The following is a 23,293-nucleotide window of genomic DNA, read 5'->3' as shown; positions in this document are numbered from 1 at the left end:
TACCGCCTGCTGCGGTTGCTCTTGCTTCCCACCTGGCACTACTCCCTCTGGAACCTCACGTCCCAGTCTCCAGGTGTCCAACACCAAGGGGAAGCTTCACCTTCAGACGTCCGCGACCGCGCAACTCGGCGAAGATTCGGGTCAGGTGCAGGCGCAGGCTGTCGTAACGGGCCCGGTACAGCTCGTGAGCGGGATGCCCGTCGGTCGTGGCCTCACTCGAGATGACGCTGTGCAGCTGGATCAGCCCGGGTCGGGCCTCGTTGGCGTGCACGACCCGCAGTTGAGTCCGCAGAATATCCAGGTCATCGGCTTCCCGGACGATAGCGGCCGTCTCCCGCTCGTGTGCGGCGAGTACCTCGACCAGCAGTTCCGCCTTGCTGTCGAAGTGGTGCAGCAGGCCGGTCTGACTGATGCCGGCCCGCTCTGCGATCTCCTTCATGGTGGCGCCATGGAAGCCTCCCACGCCGAATGCCTCGACGCAGGCGTCGAGAATCTTCTGTCGCACCTCGGCGGTCTTCGCGTAGGACCCTCGGGGGCCGCGGGCCCCGCTGCTCGCTGTCTTCGCCCGCTTTGTCACGGGGAGAGCATAGGGCGCGCCCCGGCACCTGTCTCAATATAGAAGCATGGTTATATTTTTAGAGGTGGCGGGGTCAGCTGGCCGCATCCGCCGGAGTCGGTGTCCTGCTGATCTGAGTGTTGTTCGTCGACAACTCCGTTCACCGGGCTTTCCGAAGGGTGCGCGAAGGATTGTCGGCGCGCTGTCGGGGCACCGCCCGAGCGGTGCCCCGACAGGTCCCGGTCAGACGCGGCGGCGGGTGAAGCGCTGGTTGGGGTTGCCGGTGTAGGTCCACTGGGAGATGCGGGCACCGTCGGTGGTCAAGTACTCCCAGACATCCATGGCCAGGCCGGACTCCCGGTTGACGAGGCTGATCACGTCACCGCCGTGGTCGACCACGCGCCACTGCTGGCCGGTGGCGCCGCTGTCGGCCTGCTGGACGACGTCCGCGCCGGTCGCGGTGCCCGTGGGCTGGAGGAACAGGCCACTGTGCCGTGCTTTGACGCGGACGTGGCCGCCGCCGGCATCGATGAACTCGAACTGCTGGTTGGGGCGACTGCTGGTGGTCCGCTGGACGAGCCGTGCGCCGGCGGCGGTGGAAGCCTCGTTGATCTCGGCGGCCTTGCCGCTGTGCTGGGCCAGCAGGGTGTAGGGGCCGGGACCGCCGGGCGATTCGCCCAGCTGGGCTTCCCACCTGGTGTTGGACCCGGACGCGTCAGCCGGGAGGCGGTCCCGTGCGGCGGTGTCGCCGTACATGGTCCAGCGGGCCCAGTCGACGACGGTCCTCGGAAAGCGCTGGTCGCTCCAGAAGCTGGTGTGGCTGCCGCCGACGAAGGTGAGGAACGCCTTGGGCCAGGCCATCTCCGTGTACGCCTGGCGGGCCGAGGAGTACTGCGTGGTCGAGTCCCGGTCGCCGTGGACGAACAGGACCTTGGCGGAGACCGAGGCGGCGGGGTTGCCCATGTCCTCGCAGGACTGCGGGTTGGCGGAGATGATCCGGCTGTCGGGCCAGGCGGTGAGCAGGCCATGGGTGATCATGCCGCCCAGGGAGTGGCCCGAGACGCCGACGCCGATACCGGTGTTGATGTGCCCGGCCAGCGGTCCGCTCGCGTTGAGCGCGAGGGTGTTGGTGAGGACCTGCGAGACGTCCTTGGAGGTGTTGCCGTTTCTGACGTCGGTGAAGTCGTGGTTGAAGTGCGGGGCGGGGACGACGAAGCCCGCCGAGGCCAGGGCCCGGATGATGAACAGGGAGTTCTGCGGGCTGCTTTGGAAGCCGTGGGTGAAGTTGTAGACGGGGAAGACACCGCCCGCGACCGGGGCGTTCGTCACCGGGTTGCCGCCGGCGGTGCCGGTGGCCGGGTAGTAGACGTAGGTGGTGCACGGGCGGCTGCCGCGGGTCCAGTTGTACCGGCGCACACCGACCGCGAACGGCGTGGTCGGCGCCGTGTCCAACGGCCCGACGGCGGCGGGTGCCTGCCCCGCGCCGAGCAGGGACAGGCCCAGGCCTGTCGCTCCGGCCGCGCTCATGCTGAGGAATGTCCGTCGTCGCACGGTCATGGAAGTCTCCTTGGGTGCAGGGATGGGTGCAGGGATGGGTGTAGCGATTGACGTTCGGCTGGGCCTGTTGCCGGGTGCGTCCGGTCGGCGAACAGATCGCCTGGACGCGCGGCGGGACGTGCCACACCCGAGAGGCGGCGCGACCGGAAGAAGGCCCGTGGTGGTCGGCCGTGGTGTACGGGTAAGCGGTCTTGGCGCACGCCGCCTTCTGGTCCTTCGCTTGGCGATGGGGGCTATGAGGTGGTCAAGCTGTGTTCGCCGCGTCCGGGAACGACGTCGATGACCGCCGTGACCGGGCCTGTGCGGGTCGTCCCGGTGACTGTCACTTCACCCGGCTTGTCGGTCGCGCCGGGTGGCAACGGCTGCCAGCGGACCGGGACACCGGTGATCGTGTTGTTGGCGGTGGTGAGCATGCGGATGGAGGAGGGCAGCTTCGGGGCGGCTCCCACCACGGTGGCGGTGTAGATGGTGTCCTGGAGGATGCGCTTGGCGCGGCTGGCGTTGAAGACGTCGATGGACGCGTGCGGCTCCCATGTGTTCGCCAGTCCGGGCACGGCCCGGAACATCGGTTGGTAGCCGGCCGGCTCCCACACCAGAACACCTGAACCTCGGTTGTCGACCACGTCGTTGGCGGCCTGGAACACCCTCCGGATGGCGTCCGCCTGGCCCTGAATCGTTCGCGGGAAGGGTGAGTTGGGCAACGGCGAGCCGTCGCCACCCGAGGCGGGGTAGGCGGTTTCGGCGATGTCGATCTCGTAGCCGGGATGGGTGGTGGCCATGGTGTTCAGGTTGTGATCCAGCGCCTCGGGCGTACCGTGCCACTCCGGGTAGTACGAGATGGCCAGCACATCCGGGTTCTGGCCCTTCGCCTTCACCCGGGTGAGGAACTGATTCCAGAACTCCATGGTTTTGGCGAGCTTGTCCTTGTCGACGATCACGTGTATCTCGACCTTGGATGTCGGTGACGCGTCGCGTACGGCCTTGATCCCGGCCGCGGCCAGGGTGGTGAACCGGTCCCACGCCTGGTCGTAGAGCTTCTGCTCCGCAGGGTCGGTTGACCGCCAGTACTTCCACAGCAGGCCACCGCCGGGCTTGGACTGGTAGATATCGGCCTGGTCGACGAAGTACGGCGGATTCGTGGTGCCGATGTGGGCCGCCTCGCTGCCGTACATGAAGCCATTGATGATCTCGTTGCCGACGGCCACCTTCTCCGGCGTGGTGCCCTGCCGGATCAACCGCTTCAGATAGTCGGCGGTGAAGTCGTACACGGCCCGGGACAGGTCCGCGAACTCCAGCTCGGCCCAGACGCGTGGTTTTGGTTGCTTGCTCGGATCCGCCCACGAGTCCGCGTAGTGGAAGTCGATCCCCAGTCCCATGCCCCGCTGCTTGATCCACTTGGCTGAGACCAGCGAGCGCTCCGGGCCCTGGCGCGGTACCGGCGTCGGTTGACCGGTGCTCTCGCTGCGTGGTTCGTTGAATATCCGCAGCCGGCTGTACTCGATGCCACGGTCCTTGGCCACGTCGAGCAGGTGTGGCCCGGCGCCGCGGTCTTGGGCCAGGGGGTCGACCCAGTACTGCTGGTCCTGGACGTCGTCCATCCAGGACAGATCGGCGCCGAGGGTGAGGTCCTCGCGCAGGTAGTTGAAGACCTGAAGCTCGCTGACACCTGCCCGGGCACGGCCCGGCCCATCTGTGAAGGTCAGCCGGACGAAGCGCGTTGCCGGCCGGGTGAACAGGTGCACCTCCCCCCGCGAAACGGCGCGGTTGTGGGATCTGTCGGCGATGGTCTTCCACCGGCGGCCGTCGGATGAAGTCTCGACGACGTACCGGTGGGCCATGCCACGATCCGGGAAGAGCACCTTGACCTTACGCAGGTTGTCGTAGGTTCCACCGAGGTCGACGGTGAGCCACTGCCGGGCGCCGGCACGACCGGGTTGCCAGGACGTCGTGGGGTCGCCGTCGATGGCCAGACGGGCGGTCGGCGAGCCTGTGGCGGCCGTCGCCGAGGCCCAGGGCTTGGCAGCGATATTGCTTTCGATCGGCTTGATGTCCGCGGTTCCGAAGGTCGCGTGGGCCGGCGCGGGCACCATGAGTAAGGTCGCGGACACCATGGTGACCAACGTCGTGGTGCCCGCGATGACGCGGGGCAGACGCTTGCTGCTCATGTCCTTCTCCTGACGGTGTGACGTACTTGCGGCGGGTGCTGTTTCCCACGCGGTCGGCCGTCGTTCTCAATGGCACCGGACGTGATCCTGTGCGCTCTGCCGGTCGAAGAGACCGGCAGAGCGTGGGATGTCAGCCAGTGGCGGCACCGACATCGAGGTAGTCGACGTTGGGTAGTCCGGCTTCCGTGGTCGGATCCAATCGGATGGTGTTGCTGCCGGCGTTCAGCGGGACGGTCACGGTCTTGGTCGTCCACGTCGTCCACGCACCGGTGGACTCGAACGAAACGGTCCCCACCGTGGATCCGTTGACGATCAGGTTCGCCGGCCTCGCACCGCTGGTGGAGCCATTGGCGAACCGGACCGCCACCGTCGCCGTACCAGCGGTCGCCGGGGTCACCGTGAACTGCGCGAAGGCCCCCGCAGCGGCACTGCCGTTGCAGAACCCGCTACCGGAAAAGCCCGCTTGGTTCGAGTCGATCGTGCCCTGGCACACCGCCGGTGCGGTCTCCGCCTCGTAACGCCCCGCAGGCGCTGGTGTGTCGGCAGAGGTCTTGACGAGTGAGAGCTGGTCGACGGTGACGCCGCTCGAACCCGACGCCCGCACGGTGACGGTGGCGGCCCCGCTGGGCAGCGCGATGCCGGTGAGCTCGCGTTTGGCCCAGCCGCTCGACGACGGGATGCCGAGGGTGCGTTGGCTGCCGTTGGCGCCGGTGATCACGATCTGTCCGGCGCTGCCCCGAGCGTGCAGGGAAAGGGTGTAGGTGCCTGCGGGCACCGACTCGATCCGCTGCTCGACGCCGCCGCTGTTGCTCACCTGGAGGGCGAAGCGAGACCCGTTCACACCACCGTTGACGTTGGTCACCGAACCGCCGAGGTTCCGCCATCCCCGCACGCTGGAGACGATGATGCGGTCGGCCTGGATGTCGGGGTTGAGGATGTAGTTGTTCGCCTGCCCGACACGCCACTCTCCGGTCGTGGCGTTGAACTGCCACTGGCTCACCGAGTGGAACTGCGGCCGTGCGCCGGTCTTGGTGATCGGCACCCACTGGTTGTATCCGATGCCGTTCCAGGCGAAGTCGGCCCAGCGGTCGCCGGCGTAGATCACCGTGTTCTGCTTGGTGCCCTTGACCGTCACGAAGAACCCGGTCTGGGTCACGTGGCTGTAGTCCATCTCGGTGCCGGCAAGGACGTACTCGCTGCTGTACGAGCCCTGAACGTTGCTGCCGGTCGACTCATTGACGTAGTTGACCGAGGTGTTCCAGCCGTGCAGGTCCGACGCCGCGTGGTAGTACTTTCCGTCGAGCTTGAACATGGCGTTGCCCTCGCGACCGGCGCCGCGGCGGATCTCCACGCCTGGCTCGATCCGCAGCGAGTCGGACTCCCGGAACTTGGCCACGAAGCCGCGCGAGCGTCCTTCGCGGTTGGAGAAGATCAGGTAGTCCTTGCCGTCGTCGTCGGTGAAGACGGTCTGATCCCCGGTGCCGGTTGTGGGCGAGTTGGTGATCTGGGTCTGGAAGTAGCCGTAATCGAAGGTGTCGGTGGGTGAGTCGCCCTGCAGCAGCAGAACGCCGTGCCCGCCCCTGCCCGTGTGCCACATCTGCACGGCGAGCACGTACTTGCCGGTGTTCTCGTTGTACGAGACGCCGAGCCGCCCGACCCAGCCCGCACCCCCCAGGTTGGCGCCACTGCCCACGCCGGTGGAACGCGTCGCGACCCGGTTCTCGAACTTCCAGTTCACCAGGTCCTTGGACGAGTACACGGGGATCGAGACGAAGCTGACGTTGCCGTCGTACTTCCTCGTCGGATTGGCCCGGTAGAGCTCGGCACCGGTGTAGTGCACGCCGTACCAGTAGTAGGTGTCGCCGAACTTGAAGACCCCACCGCCCTGCGAATGGATGGGGTTGCCGCTGGTGTCGTTCCAGAAGGTGTTGTTCGTGATGGTCCGGAACGTGCCATCGTCGGCGGCCTTCAGGTCGGCGGCGGAAGTCATCAGCGCCGTCTTGGCGGTGGCGACCTCCGAGGTGGTGGCCGACGTGTCGTCGGCGACACCCGCCGCGGCGGTCAACGCCTTGGCGAAGGGCTTCCAGGAGTCAGCCGTGTACTTCGACGGAGTGCGTGTCCGGTAGTCGGACACCAGGTACTCGAGGCCGCGATCCACCACCGGTGCGGCGGCGGCACCCTGGTCCTGGAGCGCCGTTGCCGATGTCTTCGCCGCCGGTGTCTCCGTTGCAGATGTCCCCGCCGCAGCGGTGCCCGCCGAGAGCGGTGCCGCTAACGCCACGGACAGCAGTGCGGCGGCGGCCACCTTCCAGTACTTCGAAACGACACGCGATCTTTGCTTCACGACGTCACCTTCCATCGTTCTCAAAGGCGCCGAGATCCGGCGCACTTCCGTTGAAGGGCAGTCCCACGGCGGTGCCCTTGTCGATCAGGGCACTGTTCGCCGCAGGGCGGAGGTGGGGCAGCACGGGCAGGCTCCCGTCGGCCTGGCGGGGCGCGTCCCAGCCGGACGTCGACACACTGTGGAACTGGGAGTCCGACAGGGGGACGCCGAGGTTCCAGGAGTTGTACGCGGCGTTCGTGCCGGTCATGTACGACGTCGGCGTACCGGTGTAGGCGAGGTTGTTGCGCAGGTTGCCCCGGCCGACGGCGGCGCCGCTCGAGTCGACGCCACGCATGTTGAAGTTGGGGTGGTTTCCGTAGCCGGTGTTGTTGAAGAAGTCGTTGGCCACCGGGTGGTGGTTGGCGTAGAAGCCGGCCGCCTTGTTGTGGAACGCGACCGAGGTGCGGACGGTGTGCTTCGGCGCGTTGGCCTCGTAGTCGCCCCCGTAACCGCCCGATTTGAAGCCGGCTCCGTTGCCGGAGGGCGTCGTCGTCCCCGGGATGTACCCGTTGCGCCAGGCCCACGAGTTCTCGATGATCACAGGCGAGTAGGTGGAGATGAGGTCGAACCCGTCGTCGGCGTTCCACCACGCGCGGCAACCCCGGAACACGTTCGCGGCGCGGCCGGCCGGCGTGTAATGCGCACCGAACCCGTCGGCGTTCTCGCCGGGCCCGTCATTGCTGCGCAGGTCGTAGTTGTCGTGCGAGTCCGAGTTGAGGACGAGGTTGCCGGCCCCGCCGTTGATGAACAGGCCGGTACCCATGTGGTGGTGGGTGTTGATCTGCTCGAAGACGCCGTTGCTGCCGGAAACCCAGATCCCCCAGGACTCGGCGTTACGGTTGTTGTTCTGGGGAACGCCCTTGACTTCCAGTCCTTTGAGGTGGATCCAGCTGCCGGTGACGTTGAAGCCCTTGATGCGGCAGTTGTCCGTCATCCGCGAGAAGTCGAAGACCGGTTTCTCGCCCGGAAGGGCCCAGTACCGGATCGGGTTGCCCGAGCTGCCGCTCTTGTTCAGGGTGATCGCGTCGACTCTGGCGGTCTGGCTCGAACAGGCGCTGTTCGCGCGGGTGTAGGCGTAGGTGCCGCCCCGGAAGTAGACCGTGTCGCCCGCCTTGGCGACGGCCTGTGCACGGGCGATCGATGCCCACGGAGCGGCCTGCGTACCTGCTGCTCCGTCGTTCCCGTTCGGGGCGACGTAGTAGGTGTTTCCGGCCGCAGCGGCGCTTGCGGACGCCGAGCCGGGGGACAGGGCGACGGAACTCGCCGTGACCACCGAGAGCAGGAGGGCAGGGGTGCCGAACTTCGCGGTTCTCACAGCGTCATCTCCCGAGTCAGGTGATTTTTCCCGTGTGGCAGTAGGACTCGTGCCTGTCTGAAGAACTCAGCGCAGGTACGAAAGCTGTTTTCGAAGGGCGGGACCACGCGCGTGCTTCTTCAGAACTTCATGGCGCCGGCGGCCAGGTTGGCGATGAAGTGGCGCGAGCCGATCAGGAAGACCCCGATCAGCGGGATCACGGACATGAGCGCTCCGGCGATGACCATCGACTGGTCTGTGGTGTAGACGCCGTTCAGCTGCTGCACGGCCACTTGCAGTGTCACCTTGCCCGGGTCGGTCATCACGATCAGTGGCCACAGGTAGTCGTTCCAGATGTGGAAGAAGGTGAAGATCCCCAGGAACGCCAGCCCCGGGCGCAGCACCGGCAGCCCCACCGTCCACCACTGGCGGAAGAACCCGGCCCCGTCGACCCTCGACGCCTGGATCAGCTCGTCGGCGATCGCCCCCTGCGCGTACTGGCGCATCCAGAAGATTCCGAAAGCGTTGGCCGCACCGGGAATGATCAGCGCTTTGAGCGAGCCGACCCAGCCGAGCCAGGCCAGCGTGACGAACTGCGGCACCAGCGCCAGTTGCATCGGAATCATGAAGGTGGCCAGCACGATCCAGAACAGCACCCTCCGCCCGGGGAAGTCGTATTTGGCGAAGGCGAAGGCGGCCAGCGAGTCGAAGAGCAGCACCAGGAACGTCACGGATGTGGCGGCCACGACGGTGATGCCCATCGACCCCCAGAAGTCGATCCCGTCGAACACCTTGTTCATGTTCTCCCACAGGTGGGGGCCGGGGATCAGCTTGGGCGGGTAGGCGAAGATGTCCCCGGTGGTGTTCGAGGCCATCACGAACATCCAGTAGAACGGGAAGATCGTGATCAGCACGCCCAGCAGGAGCACGGCGTGGCCCACGATCGTCCGCGACCGGGCGGCGTTCTCAGCGCGCACGGGACTTCCCCTTCCGCTTGCCGGTGCCGATCGCGTCCTCGTCCCGGCCGCCGATCAGCCGCCAGTTGATGACGGAGAACACCGCGATCAGGAGGAACAGCGCCCAGCCGACGGCCGCGCCATAGCCGAACCGGTTGAAGATGAACGCCTGTTGGTACAGGTAGAGCACGATGGTGGTGGCCTCGCCGCCGGGCCCGCCGACGTTCCCGTTGTCGTCCACCGGGAACAGCACCTGCGGCTCGGTGAACAGTTGCAGCCCGCCGATGGTGGAGGTGACGGCGACGAACAGGATCACCGGGCGGAGCATCGGGAGGGTGATCCGGAAGAAGGTCTGGCGGTTGCCGGCGCCGTCGACCTTGGCCGCCTCGAACACGTCGCTGGAGATGGCCTGCAGGCCGGCCAGGCAGATGATGGCGTTGTAGCCGACCCACCGCCAGGTGGTGATCGCCGCCACGGCGACCTTCATCGCCCACGGGTCGGACAGCCAGCCGACCTCGCCGGCGTGGATCGCCCGCAGCGCGCTGTTGAGCAGCCCGGAGCTGTCGCTGAAGACCGAGCCGAGCACCAGGGTCATCGCCACGATCGAGGTGATGTTCGGGACGAAGTAGGCCACCCGGTAGAACCCCTTGAACCGCACGGCGGTGTGCAGGGCATAGGCGATGACCAGTGCCAGGAAGATCATCGGGGCGGTGGACAGGATCCAGATGATCAGGGTGTTGCCGATCGACTGCCAGAAGTCGGAGTCGGTCACCAGGTACGCGTAGTTGTCCCAGCCGATCGACTGCATCTCTCCGATGCCGTCCCACGACATGAACGACAGGTAGACGGAGAAGCCGACCGGGAAGAGGCCGAAGACGGCGAAGAGGACGAAGAACGGGGACACTGCCGCATACATCGGCCAGTAGCGGCGCCAGCCGGGCAGCGGCCTGGACCCGTCCAGCGTCGGCGTGGCGGCGTTCCCGCGCGGCTTGACGGCCTTCCCACCCAGGGAATCGGCGGGGCCCATTCAGATCGCCCCCTCGCGGGTGAGTTCGCGCTCGATGGTGGCTTGGGCGTCCCTCCATGCCGTGTCGACGTTCTTGCCGGACTCGACGTTGGCGAGCTCGGCGGCGAAGACGGGGTCGATCACCCGGTCGTACGGGCTCCGGTAGACGGTCCTGACCTGCTGCGCCGAGGGGCCGAACACCTCGATGGTGCGCTGTCCGCCGTAGAAGGGCCGGGGCTCACGCATCTCCGGTCTCGTGAAGGAGCGCGGCGAAGACGGGAACAGCGACATCTCCGTGAACGCCTTGACCTGGTTCTCCGGAGACTGCAGCCAGGTGATGAACTTGTAGGCCGCCTCGGGGTTCTTGGAGTACTGGGTGATCGCCAGGAACGAACCGCCGACATTGCCCGCACCGCCGGGCGGGTCGGCCACCCGCCACTCGCCCTCGGTCTTCGGCGCGGCCGACTCCGGGAAGGCGAGGCCCCACCACACCGCGCCGATACCGATCGGCTGGCGGCCGCTGGTGATCACTCCGTACAAGTCGGGGGAGCCCTCCGGGGCGCCCGCCGACAGGCCGTCCCTGCCGATCCGGTAGGCCAGTTCGAATGCCTCGCGCAGTTCGTCTCGGTCGCCGATGTACCGGCCGTCCTGGGCCATGAACTTGCTGGCCAGCTGGCCGAGCCGGATGCTCCAGACGTGGCGGATGTTGGGGCAGATCACCGCGCGCCCCTGGGACTTCCGCAGTTCCTTGCCCAGGGCGATGAAGCCGTCCCAGTCCGGGGCCCGGGCGGCGAGCTCCTTCGGGTCGGTGGTGATCCCGGCTTCCTTGAGCAGGTCGGTGCGGTAGAACAGCCCGGTGGGGCCGGTGTCCATGGGGAACGCGATCATCCGGCCGTCGGGCGTGATGCACTCGTTCCACTTCCAGTCCAGGTACCGGCTCTTCAGCTCGGCCGCGCCGAAGTCGTTGAGGTCGACGAACGCGTCCTGGTTGGGGAAGTAGGTGGCCACGTCGGAGTTGATGCCGATGATGTCCGGCACCAGGGACTTGCCGGCGAGCGCGGTACGCACCTTGGTGTTGAAGTGGCCGCCGATGTTGGTGCGGCTGATTCTGTAGCCCTCGGCTCCGGGAATGCCCTTCGTCTCGGCCCGGGCGACCAGCTCGTCGCTCACCGACCGGTCCCAGGTCCACAGCGTGATCTCGTCCGCGTCGCCGAGTGAGCGCTGCGACCCGCAGCCGACCGGCCCGAACCCTCCGGCGGCCGCTCCGGCGCCCAGCGCCAGAAACCGTCTTCGTGACACTGCCATGGACGCGTGTACCACCTTCCGAGCGAGCGGCCCACCCCCTGATCGCTCGGGCGGTGGCCGAACAGACATCGCGAACGGCTGCTCTGGTTGAACGGGGGCGGCGTGCTTGAGGAGGTTCAGCACTGCCGCCGACACGCTGCACACATCGCTGCCCACGAGCGGCGGTGCGGACCTCATGGCCCACAGGACGAAGTGGCCGCGCAGCTCCGTGCCCGTAAGCCCGGGCGGCCGACCTCCGGCACGCCCCGGCCGTTGTTTTCGGTGATCCACGCGAACGCGGCCACGTGGTCGCCGACGATGTCCTTGGGCGAGCACCAGTCGTACGTGAGGCAGCCCGGGCCCGAAGCGGCGAACTGGCGGGTGTCCTGTGCGTGCCCGGGCTGCGTTGGCCGTCGGGTGGGTGGTGGAGTACGGCGCGCACGTCGTGTCCACCGGCACCGCGCAGATGCCGGACTCCAGTTCCTCGCTGTGCAGTTGGCCGCCGAGGGCTCCGACCCGCACGCTGGTCCGGAACCACCGCAACTGTCGAGCCGACCAGCCGTGACTCACCCATGGAACGGCCTCCTGTCACCACCGATGCGGAGATTGCCTCGCCGGTCGTACCCTCGCCCCGGCCTCTGCCTCCGCCTTCGTCGCACGCCGTGGCCCGGTCGGAGCCAAGCCGCTTCCGCACGCCACCGTCAGGTAGGGACGACTGTGTCCTCGGTCTGCGGCACCGCCGTCATCGAGGCCACCCGCGAACCGACCGGCGTCGGTTCGCGCCTACCGCCGCGTGCTACCTGAGATACGCGGCGAGCGGGAGGTTCTGGCGGCGCACGTCACCGGCGACGAGCCCCGCGACCCGCTGGGCGCCGTAGGTGTCGAAGTGGGTGTGGTCGTTGCAGAAGAAGGTGCCCAGGGGACCGCTGCCTCCGTAGTCGCCGTTGTTCGGGCAGAAGCGCAGACTGTTGTAGAGCGAGACGCTGAGCGTCTGCAGGTCGATGACAGGGGCCCTGGTGGCGGATCCGACGGCGAAGGTCTCGTTGACGAAGCCGCGGTTCTTGGTCGCTGTGCCGCCGGAGCAGGTGATGGCGGCCACCGGGGTGAGCAGCACCGGGTGCGCGCCCCGGGCCAGGGCGGCCTGGACCATCATGGTCATCAGCTGTCGGTACCGGGCCGGGCCGACGTGCCGGGGGCAGGTCGAGGAGGAGTCGTTGATGCCGAACTGGATGAACAGGTAGTCACCGGCCTTCATTCCGGTGCCCGAGTTCAGCATCGCCTGCCAGCGTGACGAGTACGTGGTGGACGTGAGGCGGCACTCACCGTCCGAGCCCTTGGTGCTGCTCACGTTCCCCTCGTACAGCCAGGTCTGGATGCTGCGGCCTCCGACCGCCTGGTTCTTGACGGTCACGTCGCTGTTGAACAGGGCGTCGAACTGGCTGCCCCAGCCGAACGGACAACGGCCGGAACTCGGGTTGGCCATGGTGGAGTCACCGGCCAGCCACACGGTGACCGGCGCGGCGACCGCCCGTGCGGCCGGCGCCTGGGCGCGGGAGGCACTGGTGCAGTTCGTGGCGACGCGGTCCGCTGCGGATGCGGCGCTGACACCGAGGCTCGACAAGGCGAGCACGAGTGCGGTCGTGATGAGAATCCGTAAGTTCCTCAACGGGTCCCTCCTTGGGACTGGCGCCGGGCGTAGGTCAGCGCAGGTACGCGGCCAGAGGCAGGCCCTGCTCGCGGATGCTCTGGAGCACCAGTCCGCCCATCTGGCTCGCGCCGTACTGCGAGAAGTGGGTGTTGTCCGTGACACCGTCGACGGATGAGCGCAGGAAGAGCTGTGCGGAGGCGGACGGGCCGAGGGACTCGACCAGCGTCTTGCTCCTGGTGGTCAGATCGATCACCGGCACGTGCTGCGCGGTGCCGACCTGGCGCATCTCGGCGGGCAGGTTCACTCCGAGGCCGTTGACGTGCAGTGCTGTGGGCGTGAGCAGACTGCCGTTGAACTGCCGGCGGACCGGCGGGGTCACCAGAACCGGGACGCCGCCCTTCGCACGGACCTGCGTGATCATGGAGGAGAGGTTGCTCCGGAATGCCGACGCGCTGGTCTGCTTGTCGTTGTGGCCGAACTGGATGAAGACCGCGTCGTTTGCCTTGACCTTTGCCAGCAGCGCCGGGAAGAGTGCCGAGTTCCTCAGGAAGCTGCTCGAACTCTCCCCCGAGTCGGCGTAGTTGGCGACGGACGCTCCGGGACCCACCGCGGGCGTGATCATCTGGCCCCATCCCGTGTACGGGGTCACGGGCTGGTCGCACACGGTCGAGTCGCCGGCCAGGTAGGCGACCAGCGGTTGGGTCGCCGGTTTCACGGAGACGGCCGACACCTGCGGGTTGGTCCCCGCGAACCGGATGTCAAGACCGGGGTTTCCGGTGCCGCCCTGGCCGGTCGGCTGCCCCTCCGGCTGCCGCACGTTGACCGTGAACGAGTACGTGGCGGCGGCACCGGCCGCAGTCTTCGTCACCGGAAGCATCAGGCGCCGGGCCTCCACCCACATGTCGGTCGCGGCGGCAGTGGCACCACCGAGGGAGACCGTCACGTCGTAGTTGCCGGGTGAGACCGCGTAGTGACACTTGATCGGCGCAGTGCCGGAACAACCGGCCGGCAGTGCCCGCGTGGCGGCATCGACATGCGCCGCACCGGTGCCGACCAGCGTCGCAAGGGTCAGCAGACCCACTGCGCCCAGCCTGACCCCGGGCCCTTCGAGACCTAATGTCATGCTCATTACAATCACTAATCCCCATCCTTGACCGGAGAGTTGCCCGGGTTGAGGTCCGTGGCCCGTCCCTCAGGCCTGGGTGAAGCCGTTCATGATGACGGTGGGCCGCTGCGTGGAGGAGTCCCAGGCACCCATGCCGTAGCCGGTGAACGGGGACATGCACTCCGGCTCCCAGTAGAAGATGCCCTGCCCGCCGTTGGCTTTGAGGGCCTTGATGTAGGCGACCAGCGCGGCCTGGGTGGAGGTGGCGCGGTCCACCCGACCACCGAACTCGCTCTGCAGGAACGGTTTGCCGTAGGCATCGGAGATCTTCTTCATGTTCGCCACGATCCCGGGGGCGACGTCGGCGCTGCCATAGGAGGAGAACACCGACATGTCCCACGTGCCACCGTTCGCGGCGTAGCGGCTGAAGAACGTCGTCATCACGTCGTACTTCTGCGGCTGAGCCAGGTGAATACACGCGATCGAGTTCGGTGACACCGTCTTGACCTGGGTGTACGCCGCATTGAGCAGCCCGGTCATCTGCGCCGGGCTGGAGAAGCCGCCGACCGGGCGGCAGATCCCGCTGTTGATCTCGTTGCCGATCTGCACCCACGTGGGGAGCACGTCGTTGTTCCTCATGACCGTCATGGTCTGGTTCACGTACGTGCCCATCGCGGTGCGCATCTGGCTGTAGCTCATGTTCCGCCAGGCCGCGGGCGGGTTCTGCACGCCGACGGAGTTCCAGGTGTCGCCGAACATGTAGTCGAGCATGATCGACATTCCGGCGGCCTTGACCCGCTTGGCGAAGGCGGCCACCGCGTTGATGCCGCAGTGCCCGTTGGCCGGGTCGTTGGAAGGGTTGACGAACGTGCGCAGGCGTACGGCGGTGATGCCGTGTCCCTTGAGGATGGTCAGCAGGTCCTGGGTCTGCCCGCCGGCGTTCTTCCAGGAGTAGCCGCGCGCCTCCATCTGAGGTGCCCAGCTGATGTCGACGCCCTTGACGAAGCTCGCCGCGGCCTCGGCAGGCGTCTCGAGTTCGGCGAACGCGGCGGCGGTGGCGAGCGCTCCAGCGGTGGCGTTGGTGGCCTTGAGCAGGGTTCGCCGGCTGATGCGTCCGGCAACTGGTGTGGGGGGTTGCGGGGACATGGTCGGTCCTTTCCTTCCGTCGGCCGCGAGTGAGCCGTCGCGGTCGGCGGAGAGGAGGGTGGTGAGGAAGAGATTTCGAGGAGCGAGGCGGATGGGTGGAGCAACTGACTCTCAGACTCGCGGAGTTGATGTGGCCGCGTGCGATCCAGCCGATGCGCCTCCCTCGGTGGGGCAACAACTGTGGCAGGAGTGCTTACGAGTGGCACGTGTCGAAGGGGGCGGCCTGGGCGTGCCCAGGGACGTCCTCCAGGTTGGACCTGTGAACGATCACAGGGGAGGTGCGACGGAAGTACGCAATCGCATCACAACGAACTTCAGGTGCATCACGCAGCTTCTCGATCGGGCTGGAAGCTGTCAACCATTGCTCCACAATCCATGGAAGAAGCAGTGCGATCCTGTGGACCGGAGGCTCGCCGCGCCTCGGCCGTGAGCTTTCTGAAACGGCCGGGAGTCGGCCCAGTTCAAGTGCGCTTCCAGAAGGAATGCGTCGACAGGGACGAGGCTGCGCACGGGACATCTCGTCGGCTCGCATCCGAACACGCTCGAACAGAAAAGGCCAACAGAATGCTTGACGGGCTATCAGTGAATTTCTACCCTCGCAGCGAATGGGAGCGTTCCCACATCTGTGGTCAGACCGCCGTCTCCGCGATCTTCATACCACCCCCACATCGGAGGTCATAGTGACCGTCCCGCACCGGCATCCGCGCACCGCATCGCGCCCATGGCGACTCCGAAGCCGGTCCAGCAATCGGCTGTTCGGCGGCCTGACGGCCGCCACCGCACTGGCCCTCTCCGCACTCACCGGACTGCCGCAGACCGCGCACGCCGCGACCGCGCGGCAGGTGGAACGCCTCGATCGGGGTCTGACCAGCGTCCACACCGGCAGCGGGAACCTGGTGTCGTGGCGGTGGCTGGCCACTGACCCGAACGACGTGGCCTTCAACATCTACCGTGGCGGCACCAGACTCAACTGCTCGCCCCTGACCACCTCGACGAACTACTTGGACGCCGGCGCCCCGGACTCGGCGGACTACACGGTGCGCGCGGTGGTGAACGGCATCGAGCAGGCGCCGTCCGAGCGCGCGCTCCAGTTCCGCACCGGGTACAAGGACGTGCCGATCTCCCCGCCGTCCGGGGGCACTTCACCGGGCAACTCGCCCTACACCTACGAGGCCAACGACGCCTCCGTCGGCGACCTCGACGGCGACGGTGCCCTGGACATCGTTCTGAAGTGGCAGCCGACGAACGCCAAGGACAACTCCCAGTCCGGCTACACCGGCAACACGATCGTCGATGGGATCAAGCTCGACGGCACTCGCCTATGGCGTATCGACCTGGGCCGCAACATCCGCTCCGGTGCCCACTACACACAGTTCCAGGTGTACGACTACGACGGCGACGGCAAGGCCGAGGTCGCCATGAAGACCGCCGACGGCACGAAGGACGGAACCGGCGCGGTCATAGGCAGTTCCTCGGCCGATCACCGCAACTCCTCGGGCTACGTGCTGTCCGGCCCCGAGTACCTGACGATGTTCAACGGGCAGACGGGCAAGGCGATGCAGTCCGTCGACTACGTCCCAGCCCGAGGCACGGTGTCGTCCTGGGGGGACTCCTACGGCAACCGCGTGGACCGGTTCCTGGCGGGCACGGCCTACCTGGACGGTTCCCGCCCCTCGGTGATCATGGCTCGTGGCTACTACACCCGCGCGGTGATCGCGGCCTGGGACTGGCGGAACGGGCAGTTCACCCGCCGGTGGACCTTCGACTCCAACGCCAACAGCGGCTACGCCGGCCAGGGCAACCACCAGTTGTCGGTCGCGGACGTGGACGGGGACGGCAAGGACGAGGTCGTCTACGGCGCGATGGCCGTTGACGACAACGGCAACGGCCTGTGGACGACGCGGAACGGCCACGGGGACGCGATGCACGTGGGCGACCTCGACCCGTCCCGGCCGGGTCTGGAGGAGTTCAAGGTCGACGAGGACAGCTCCAAGCCGTCCTCCTGGATGGCGGACGCGAGGACCGGCCAGATCCTCTGGTCCACCCCGGCCGGCGGTGACAACGGCCGGGGGGTGTCCGGTGACATCTGGTCCGGCAGTGCGGGCGCCGAGTCGTGGTCGTCGCTCGTGAGTGGCGTCCGCAACCCCAAGGGCGCGGTGGTCGCCAGTCGCAAGCCCGGGTCCAGCAACTTCCTGGCGTGGTGGGACGGCGACACCACGCGCGAACTCCTCGACGGCACCCACATCGACAAGTACGGCACCTCCGGCGACACTCGCCTGCTCACCGGCTCCGGAGTCCGTTCCAACAACGGCACCAAGTCGACGCCGTCCTTGTCCGGCGACGTCCTCGGCGACTGGCGCGAGGAGGTCATCTGGCCGACGTCCAACAACACGGCCCTGCGGATCTACTCCACGCCGTACCAGACCAATACGCGGATCACGACCCTCCTCCACGACACCCAGTACCGCACGGCCCTGGCCTGGCAGAACAGTGGCTACAACCAGCCCCCGCACCCCAGCTTCTTCATCGGCGGCAACATGCCTACGCCACCCCGCCCCACCGTCGCGCTGCCGAACAGCCTCTGAGCCGGACAGCCGACTTCCCTGATGCTTGAGCGAGTTCAAGCATCAGGGGAGGGGTGTTCGTCGAACGAGTGGAACCTGGCATGGGTAACGGAGCACTGGCAGAGGTGCTACGCGGCCCGCTGAGGGTGTTTTGGGGTACAGGACCTGCCGGAGGCGGTCGCACGGACCAGGCTGAAGTCCGGGGGTCCGGTGCCGCCTTCTTCTGGCCTCATGGTGGTGTGCCGCCGATCCCGTCAGCGAAACCCTGCCACGTAGCCGACAGCACGCCTTGCGAAGGTGCCGGCCGGTGGGCCGGTGAGGCGCTCGACACCACCGCCGCGCCGATCACGGTCGGCGGACACCAAGCGTACGGCGTCTTCGTAACTCCCGCGGAGCCTGAGCTCCCGCAGAGGTACGGTCACGGAAACCAGCTCCAGGACGACGCCCACCACTGGGCCGATGTCGCCGAAGCCGACGACGGCGGCGTCCTGGCCGAGGGCTGGTCGGCGACGGCACCGGAACCGTGCGCGCAGGTGTCCTGCCCATCACCTGGATTCCGTTCCGCCACCGGACCACTGCGGCTGTACGCGAACGAGGCGGCCGCCGTTTCGTCATGCCCGGACAGAAACCTCGCAGTGCCGCGCGGCAGCGCACCCCTGTCACCCGGCACCGCACTGGCCGTGGACACCGGCGGCGAGGCGGTCGGCAGCATCTCCGGAGGATGCGTGGAAGGCGCCGTCTACGAGCTGTGCCAACAGGTGCTGGAGACGGGCGAACCCCCGGTGCGGGCCTCGTTCGGCTACTCCGACGACGACGCCTTCGCCGTGGGCCTGACCTGCGGCGGGGAGCTGGAGGTCCTGGTCCAGCGGGTCGACCCCGCCGACCAGCCCCACCTCACCCGAGAGCCCGGTTCTGCGTGGTAGGTGTTCAGCCGCATGCGGGCGCCCCCGGGCAGCGCCATGGGCTCGTGCACGAGGTCGAACTCTCCCACCAGCGAGTGCCGCATGCGCACGACCTGACCGACGGTCCCGCAGCTCACCTCATGCCGCGCCCACAACCGCCGGAACTCCTCGCTCTTCTGCGACAACTCGCGAATCAGCGAGGAGAGTTGCACATCGTCGGGACTCTTGCCGGTATTCATCCGCAGAACGCCGGCTACTTTCGCAGCCATGCGGTCCGGTTCGGCGAACCGATCGCGCGTTTCGGGCGAGAGGAAGACCTGCCGAGCCACGTTCCGCTCCCCGGGCGGCAGTTGGGTCCAGTCCCCGAAGACGACGGTGGCGAGCCGATTCCATCCGAGGATGTCCAGGCGCCGGCTGACGACGAAGGCGGGCACGCCGAGCGCGTCGAGAAGGTGCTGGACGGTGGGCCGAAGTCGCTACGGCGGGGGGGCACCCGCGGTGTGCGGTTCCGGTCGGGCTGGGCCAGCCGGTCCAGATCGTCCCGTTCCTCCTCGGTCAGGCGCAGTGCGTGGGCCACGGCGTCCAGCACCTTGGCCGACATGGTTTCGCCGTAGCCCTGTTCCAGGCGTGCGTAGTACGCGTATGACACTCCCGCCGGCTCCTCGCGCCGCAGCCCGGGTACCCACCGCCGCTCGTATGAGGGCAGGCCGATGTCCTCCGGATTGAGCCGGGCTCTGAGAGGCCGCAGAACCTACTGAACTCGGCACGCCGGCCAGCCCGGCAGACACCTCGTCGTCGGTCGCTACACGTGAAGACATCGCTGTCCTCCGTTTGTCAATCGTGCTCCCAGATGCGGAGCAGCGTAGCTTCTCCGGCTGGTCGGCGCGCAGTTGACGAGATCGCACACCGTGTGGCATCACCACTCGGCCCAACTGCGCGCCCACGAGTTACCAGAGGTACGTACCCGTCGCCGAGACTCGGGTCCTGCTACGTGCCGGACGGAAGGCCGGAGGCGGCGACAGTGCCGCTGACGCCGGTCATGATGGCGTTGATGATGCCCTGCTGGGTGACCGTGAGGGAGCGCCGGTTGAACAGCCCGAACCCGTACCGATCGGTTGCACCGTTGTCCCAGTAGATGGAGGCCGCGCCGTACTTCTTGGCGGTGGCTGCGACGGCCCGTGCGAAGTCCGCGCGATACCTGTTGTTCGACGAATCGAAGGATGACTTGTCGATGGCGCCGTATTCGCCCACCACCACCGGATACCCCTTCGTGACGAACACGTCGCGCATCATCTTGAACTGCGCGTCCAGATAGTCCTCCTGTCCCCAGGTCGACGTCCTCGACGGGTTGGTCGCTGCTCGGCCCCATTGTGTGATGGTGCCGCTTTCCTCTCCGGCGAAGTCCCACGGGGCGTAGTGGTGAACGGAGATCATGATCCGCCGCTCATTTGCGGGAATGGAGGGGGAGCGGTACTGGTCGGACGGAAGCGCGAAGCCGTAATTCCCGGCGGTGTAATCGATGTTCGTGTTCCAGCCGGCCACGAGCAGCCACCTCGAACTGTTGTTGCCGCCTGTTTTCCGCACGGTGTCCACGAAGATCTGGTTGTAGCTGTTGATGTTTGAGTAGCACGGTTGGGTCGGGCGGCCGTACTGCCCGTCGAACTCCTCGTTCATGGACTCGAGGATCAGGCGCTGGTCGTAGTTCTTGAACCTGTTCGCGATCTGCTGCCAAGCTTTCTCGTACTTGGCCTTGATCGTCGCCTGGGAGGGTGAATCGCAGATCAGCCAGGAGCCGTTGATGCTCTTGTACCCGTCGCCGTGCATGTTGATCAGCACATGCAGGCCCCTGTTATAGGCGTAGTTGACGACCTCTTGGACTCTGTTCAGCCAGGAGGCGTTGATCGTGTAATTCGGGCCGGACCCTATGTATCCCAGGTAGGAGACCGGGATGCGGATCGTCTTGAAGCCCGCCGCCTTTACTTTGTCGATGAGGGCCTGCGATACCGTCGGCTGGCCCCACACTGTTTCACTGGGGTATCCGTTGGTGGTGGCTTCGAGTTGGTTCCCCAGATTCCAACCCGCGCCCATGTCGGCCACGATCTGCGAAGCGCTTGACTGTGCCACGGAATCGGCCGATGCCTGATGCGCCGCGCCGTACACAGATGCGGCAACTGCCAACAGGACGGCAAGGAAAATGACTCTGATCTTCCCTGCTAGTGCAACCATGAGCTTTCCTCTCTTGCGTCCTTGAGGGTGTCGGACCCCCAAGTGGACCTATCTGTACGAGTGGGAGCGGCCGGAGCCGCCCGCTGTTCGGGCGGTGGTGCCCACGCCGGCCTGGAAGCGAACAGTCGATTGCGCGGCGGCTGACCTCGCGGGCGTCCGCGGGCGGCCACGCACCCCGCACGGCCCGGATGCGCGGCGATCACGGCAGACCCGCGCACCCGGGCCATGCCTGGTTGCCCCTCAGCTCAGGGCGGATTCCCAGGTGGTCGTGCTGGATGCGGCGTCGGCGCGAAGGCGGTCGCGGGCCCCGGTGTCGCCGTAGAGGTTCCACCGCATCCAGTCCACGGAGGTGTTGACGGTGCGGGAGTCGCCGAAGTAGTTGCTGTGCCCGGCGCCGCGGAAGGTCAGGAACGCCTTGCCGGCGGGCAGTTCCCGGTACGCCTGGCGGGCGGAGGAGATCGGGCACGTCCCGTCCCGGTCGCCGTGCGTGAACAGGACCTTGGCGCGGACCGACGGGCTCGGGTTGCCCATGTCCACACAGGACATGGGGATCGCGGCGGTGATCCGTGCGTCCGGCCAGGCCGTGAGCAGGCCGTGGGTGGTCATGCCGCCCATCGAGTGGCCGGAGACGCCGACACCGACCGCTGTGTTGATGTGGCCGGCCAGCGGGTCGCCGGCCGTGTTGAGGGCGAGGGTCCGGGTGATGACCTCGGAGACGTCCTTGGACTGGTTGCCGTTGTGGACGTCTTGGCCACTGAGGTTGGCGAAGTGGGGGCGGGGACGACAAACCCGGCCTCGGCCAGGGGACGGATCACCGCCAGGGAATTCTGCGGGCTGCTGCTGAAGCCGTGCATGAACTCGCAGACCGGGAAGACGCCCTGGGCAACGGGGGCGTTGGCGATCGGGGAGCCACCGGGGGCGCCGGTGGCGGGGGAATAGACGTAGTTGGTCCACCGGCGGCTGCCGCGGCTCCAGGCGTACTGGCGCACGCCGACCGCGAACCGCTGGGTCGGAGCTCCGGCCCTCGCGGCGGCACCTGCTGGTCCCGTGCCGAGCAGGGACATATCTACGCCCGCGGCTCCGGCTGCGCTCAGCGTCAGCAAACTACGCCGTTGGATGGTCATGAGGACTCCTGGTGTGGGGGGTGTGCGGAGCGCTGCTCGGTCAGGTGTCGCGCAGAGGCATTGGCGAAGCCGCGGCGGTGAGGCTGACCGAGGTGGTGGGGGAGTGGCCGTGGGGGTGGTCAGGACGGCGAATCACGCATGGGGGAGGACGTTCCGGGCCTGCCCGTGGTGGTCATCGGCGTGGTGCGGCCTTGCCGGCAGAGGCGCGGCGAGCCGCTGAACACCGGCCGAACCGTGACTCGTTGAGGGAGAAGCCCTTCGCGCCTACCTGCCCGCCTATCTGACGGGGAGGTGTTGATCCTGCGGAAGCGGCGCAGAGGGTGCCTCTCCTTCCGCTCTTCGTGTGCTGCGCCTATGGGAGCGTTCCCACTTGTCTTGCAACAGGTAGATTCCCGATCGGGTGCCGATCTGTCAATCATTGGCGCCCAACTCTGTTGCATTCGAAACGAATTCGATGGATCGCAGGGGCCGGGAGGTGCTGCGTGGTGTCTCCGCGGACCGCCCGATCACACTCGCGGCGGGGCCGTCAGCCGTGGCCGATACCTGCGCTCATGCCGGCGATCGTATGAGCCCTGATGTCGGGGTGCGGTCCCTTCGCGAATCGGGTCACCACGGCGCGGACATGGTCCTGAGCCGGCTGGAGCAGGCCGTCGTACACCGCGACGCAGACTTCCCGCGCCCGTGACCGGGGCCAGTCGGGCGGCAGAAGCCCGATGGGGAGCAGCGGGTCCAGGATGGGGAAGTGCCGGTAGGCGTGCATGATTTCGGTCCGTGCGCGCACCGCGTCGGCACCGGTGACGCCGTCGGCGCTGATGTGCGGAAGCAAGCCGCTCCAACGGTCGATGAAAGCCTGGTAGTGCTCGGCGATGCCGGGCAGGTCCCACGCCTCGACCGGGTTGCGGTCGACCTCCGTGTCCAGTTCCTCCTGCCGCGCGCGGAACACGGTCACCGCTCCCCGCGCCAGGTCGGCCACCTCGATCCGGCCTTTGGGGGTCAGGGGGTGCGGCGACACCCAGAGCGCGTCGTACAGCGGCGCGAATCCGCGCCAGCGCAGCGCGGTGCGCAGTGCGCGCCGCCGCGTGCTCTCCTGTTCCGGGACGGAGAAGGCGATCAGTGTCCACTGACCGTCCCATGAGTCGGGTTGGGTGGTGAAGGTGGCGATCGAGCTGGCGCCGCTCCACAAATCGACGGCGGCCTGCGACGTCAGCCGGTAGGAGCTGTACCGTCCTTGCCTGCTGCCCTCCAGCACCCCACGGCGCATCAGCCTGCTGATCGTCGTACGGGCGGCACCCGCGGTCACGTGGAACTCACCGAGCAATGCCACGATCGCCGCCGACGGCAACCACGCCCGAACGGGGAACGTGTAGTCGGCGATCA

The 23,293-nt window shown here is 67.3% G+C and carries 16 protein-coding genes and 1 pseudogene; 2 read left to right on the top strand and 15 right to left on the bottom strand.

The window, feature by feature from the left end; translation table 11 throughout:
• Positions 1–55: 55 nt before the first annotated feature.
• The 11 genes from P1P70_RS17550 to P1P70_RS17495 form a co-directional block, all read right to left on the bottom strand.
• A complete protein-coding gene (locus P1P70_RS17550; RefSeq protein ID WP_319238365.1) occupies positions 56–505 on the bottom strand; it encodes a helix-turn-helix domain-containing protein in 450 nt (149 codons plus the stop codon).
• A gap of 294 nt (positions 506–799) precedes the next feature.
• Positions 800–2,113 carry an RICIN domain-containing protein gene (locus P1P70_RS17545; RefSeq protein WP_319238363.1) on the bottom strand — a complete coding sequence of 438 codons (1,314 nt, stop codon included), beginning with the start codon at positions 2,111–2,113 and terminating at the stop codon, positions 800–802.
• 233 nt (positions 2,114–2,346) lie between these two features.
• The gene (locus P1P70_RS17540) at positions 2,347–4,278 is read right to left on the bottom strand and encodes a glycosyl hydrolase 53 family protein (RefSeq protein WP_319238361.1); all 1,932 of its coding nucleotides are present in this window, start codon (positions 4,276–4,278) and stop codon (positions 2,347–2,349) included.
• Between the two features lie 130 nt (positions 4,279–4,408).
• A complete protein-coding gene (locus tag P1P70_RS45800) occupies positions 4,409–6,637 on the bottom strand; it encodes a family 43 glycosylhydrolase (protein ID WP_413471484.1) in 2,229 nt (742 codons plus the stop codon).
• The gene (locus P1P70_RS17525) at positions 6,627–7,976 is read right to left on the bottom strand and encodes a right-handed parallel beta-helix repeat-containing protein (RefSeq protein WP_319238359.1); all 1,350 of its coding nucleotides are present in this window, start codon (positions 7,974–7,976) and stop codon (positions 6,627–6,629) included. The genes P1P70_RS45800 and P1P70_RS17525 overlap by 11 nt, the downstream gene beginning before the upstream one ends.
• A 119-nt stretch (positions 7,977–8,095) precedes the next feature.
• Positions 8,096–8,932 (bottom strand): carbohydrate ABC transporter permease, encoded by an 837-nt coding sequence (locus tag P1P70_RS17520; protein ID WP_319238356.1) that lies wholly within the window; start codon positions 8,930–8,932, stop codon positions 8,096–8,098.
• A complete protein-coding gene (locus tag P1P70_RS17515; RefSeq protein ID WP_319238354.1) occupies positions 8,922–9,938 on the bottom strand; it encodes a sugar ABC transporter permease in 1,017 nt (338 codons plus the stop codon). Before P1P70_RS17515 ends, P1P70_RS17520 begins: the two co-directional genes overlap by 11 nt.
• Positions 9,939–11,222, bottom strand: coding sequence for an ABC transporter substrate-binding protein (locus P1P70_RS17510; RefSeq protein ID WP_319238352.1), 1,284 nt, complete (start codon positions 11,220–11,222; stop codon positions 9,939–9,941).
• Positions 11,223–11,997: 775 nt separating this feature from the next.
• Complete coding sequence (locus P1P70_RS17505) at positions 11,998–12,867, bottom strand: SGNH/GDSL hydrolase family protein (RefSeq protein ID WP_319238349.1); 870 nt, start codon at positions 12,865–12,867, stop codon at positions 11,998–12,000.
• Between the two features lie 34 nt (positions 12,868–12,901).
• Positions 12,902–13,978, bottom strand: coding sequence for a rhamnogalacturonan acetylesterase (locus P1P70_RS17500; RefSeq protein WP_319238347.1), 1,077 nt, complete (start codon positions 13,976–13,978; stop codon positions 12,902–12,904).
• Between the two features lie 63 nt (positions 13,979–14,041).
• A complete protein-coding gene (locus P1P70_RS17495; protein WP_319238344.1) occupies positions 14,042–15,100 on the bottom strand; it encodes a glycosyl hydrolase 53 family protein in 1,059 nt (352 codons plus the stop codon).
• Between the two features lie 680 nt (positions 15,101–15,780).
• On the opposite strand from P1P70_RS17495, the gene P1P70_RS17490 reads away from it, so the two are divergent.
• Both P1P70_RS17490 and P1P70_RS17485 read left to right on the top strand, forming a co-directional pair.
• Entirely contained in the window at positions 15,781–17,685 is a 1,905-nt protein-coding gene (locus P1P70_RS17490; RefSeq protein WP_413471483.1) for a rhamnogalacturonan lyase, read from the top strand.
• A 623-nt stretch (positions 17,686–18,308) separates the two neighbouring features.
• Positions 18,309–18,563, top strand: a pseudogene (locus tag P1P70_RS17485) (XdhC family protein); the annotation flags it as partial.
• On the opposite strand, the gene P1P70_RS17480 reads toward P1P70_RS17485, so the two are convergent.
• From P1P70_RS17480 to P1P70_RS17460, 4 genes are all read right to left on the bottom strand, one after another.
• Positions 18,464–19,000, bottom strand: coding sequence for a hypothetical protein (locus P1P70_RS17480; RefSeq protein WP_319238341.1), 537 nt, complete (start codon positions 18,998–19,000; stop codon positions 18,464–18,466). The pseudogene P1P70_RS17485 and the gene P1P70_RS17480 sit on opposite strands and share 100 nt — an antisense overlap.
• A gap of 553 nt (positions 19,001–19,553) precedes the next feature.
• A complete protein-coding gene (locus P1P70_RS17470; RefSeq protein WP_319238339.1) occupies positions 19,554–20,792 on the bottom strand; it encodes a glycoside hydrolase family 5 protein in 1,239 nt (412 codons plus the stop codon).
• A gap of 240 nt (positions 20,793–21,032) precedes the next feature.
• Positions 21,033–21,398 (bottom strand): alpha/beta hydrolase, encoded by a 366-nt coding sequence (locus P1P70_RS17465; RefSeq protein ID WP_319238337.1) that lies wholly within the window; start codon positions 21,396–21,398, stop codon positions 21,033–21,035.
• A 1,044-nt stretch (positions 21,399–22,442) separates the two neighbouring features.
• A partial coding sequence (locus P1P70_RS17460) for a PaaX family transcriptional regulator C-terminal domain-containing protein (protein WP_319238334.1) occupies positions 22,443–23,293 on the bottom strand: 851 nt, incomplete at its 5' end.

The sequence above is a fragment of the Streptomyces sp. MB09-02B genome (assembly GCF_033794485.1).
GTDB lineage: Bacteria > Actinomycetota > Actinomycetes > Streptomycetales > Streptomycetaceae > Streptomyces.
Note: the sequence above shows the minus strand (reverse complement) of the source record. Positions and strands in the feature narration are given on the sequence as shown.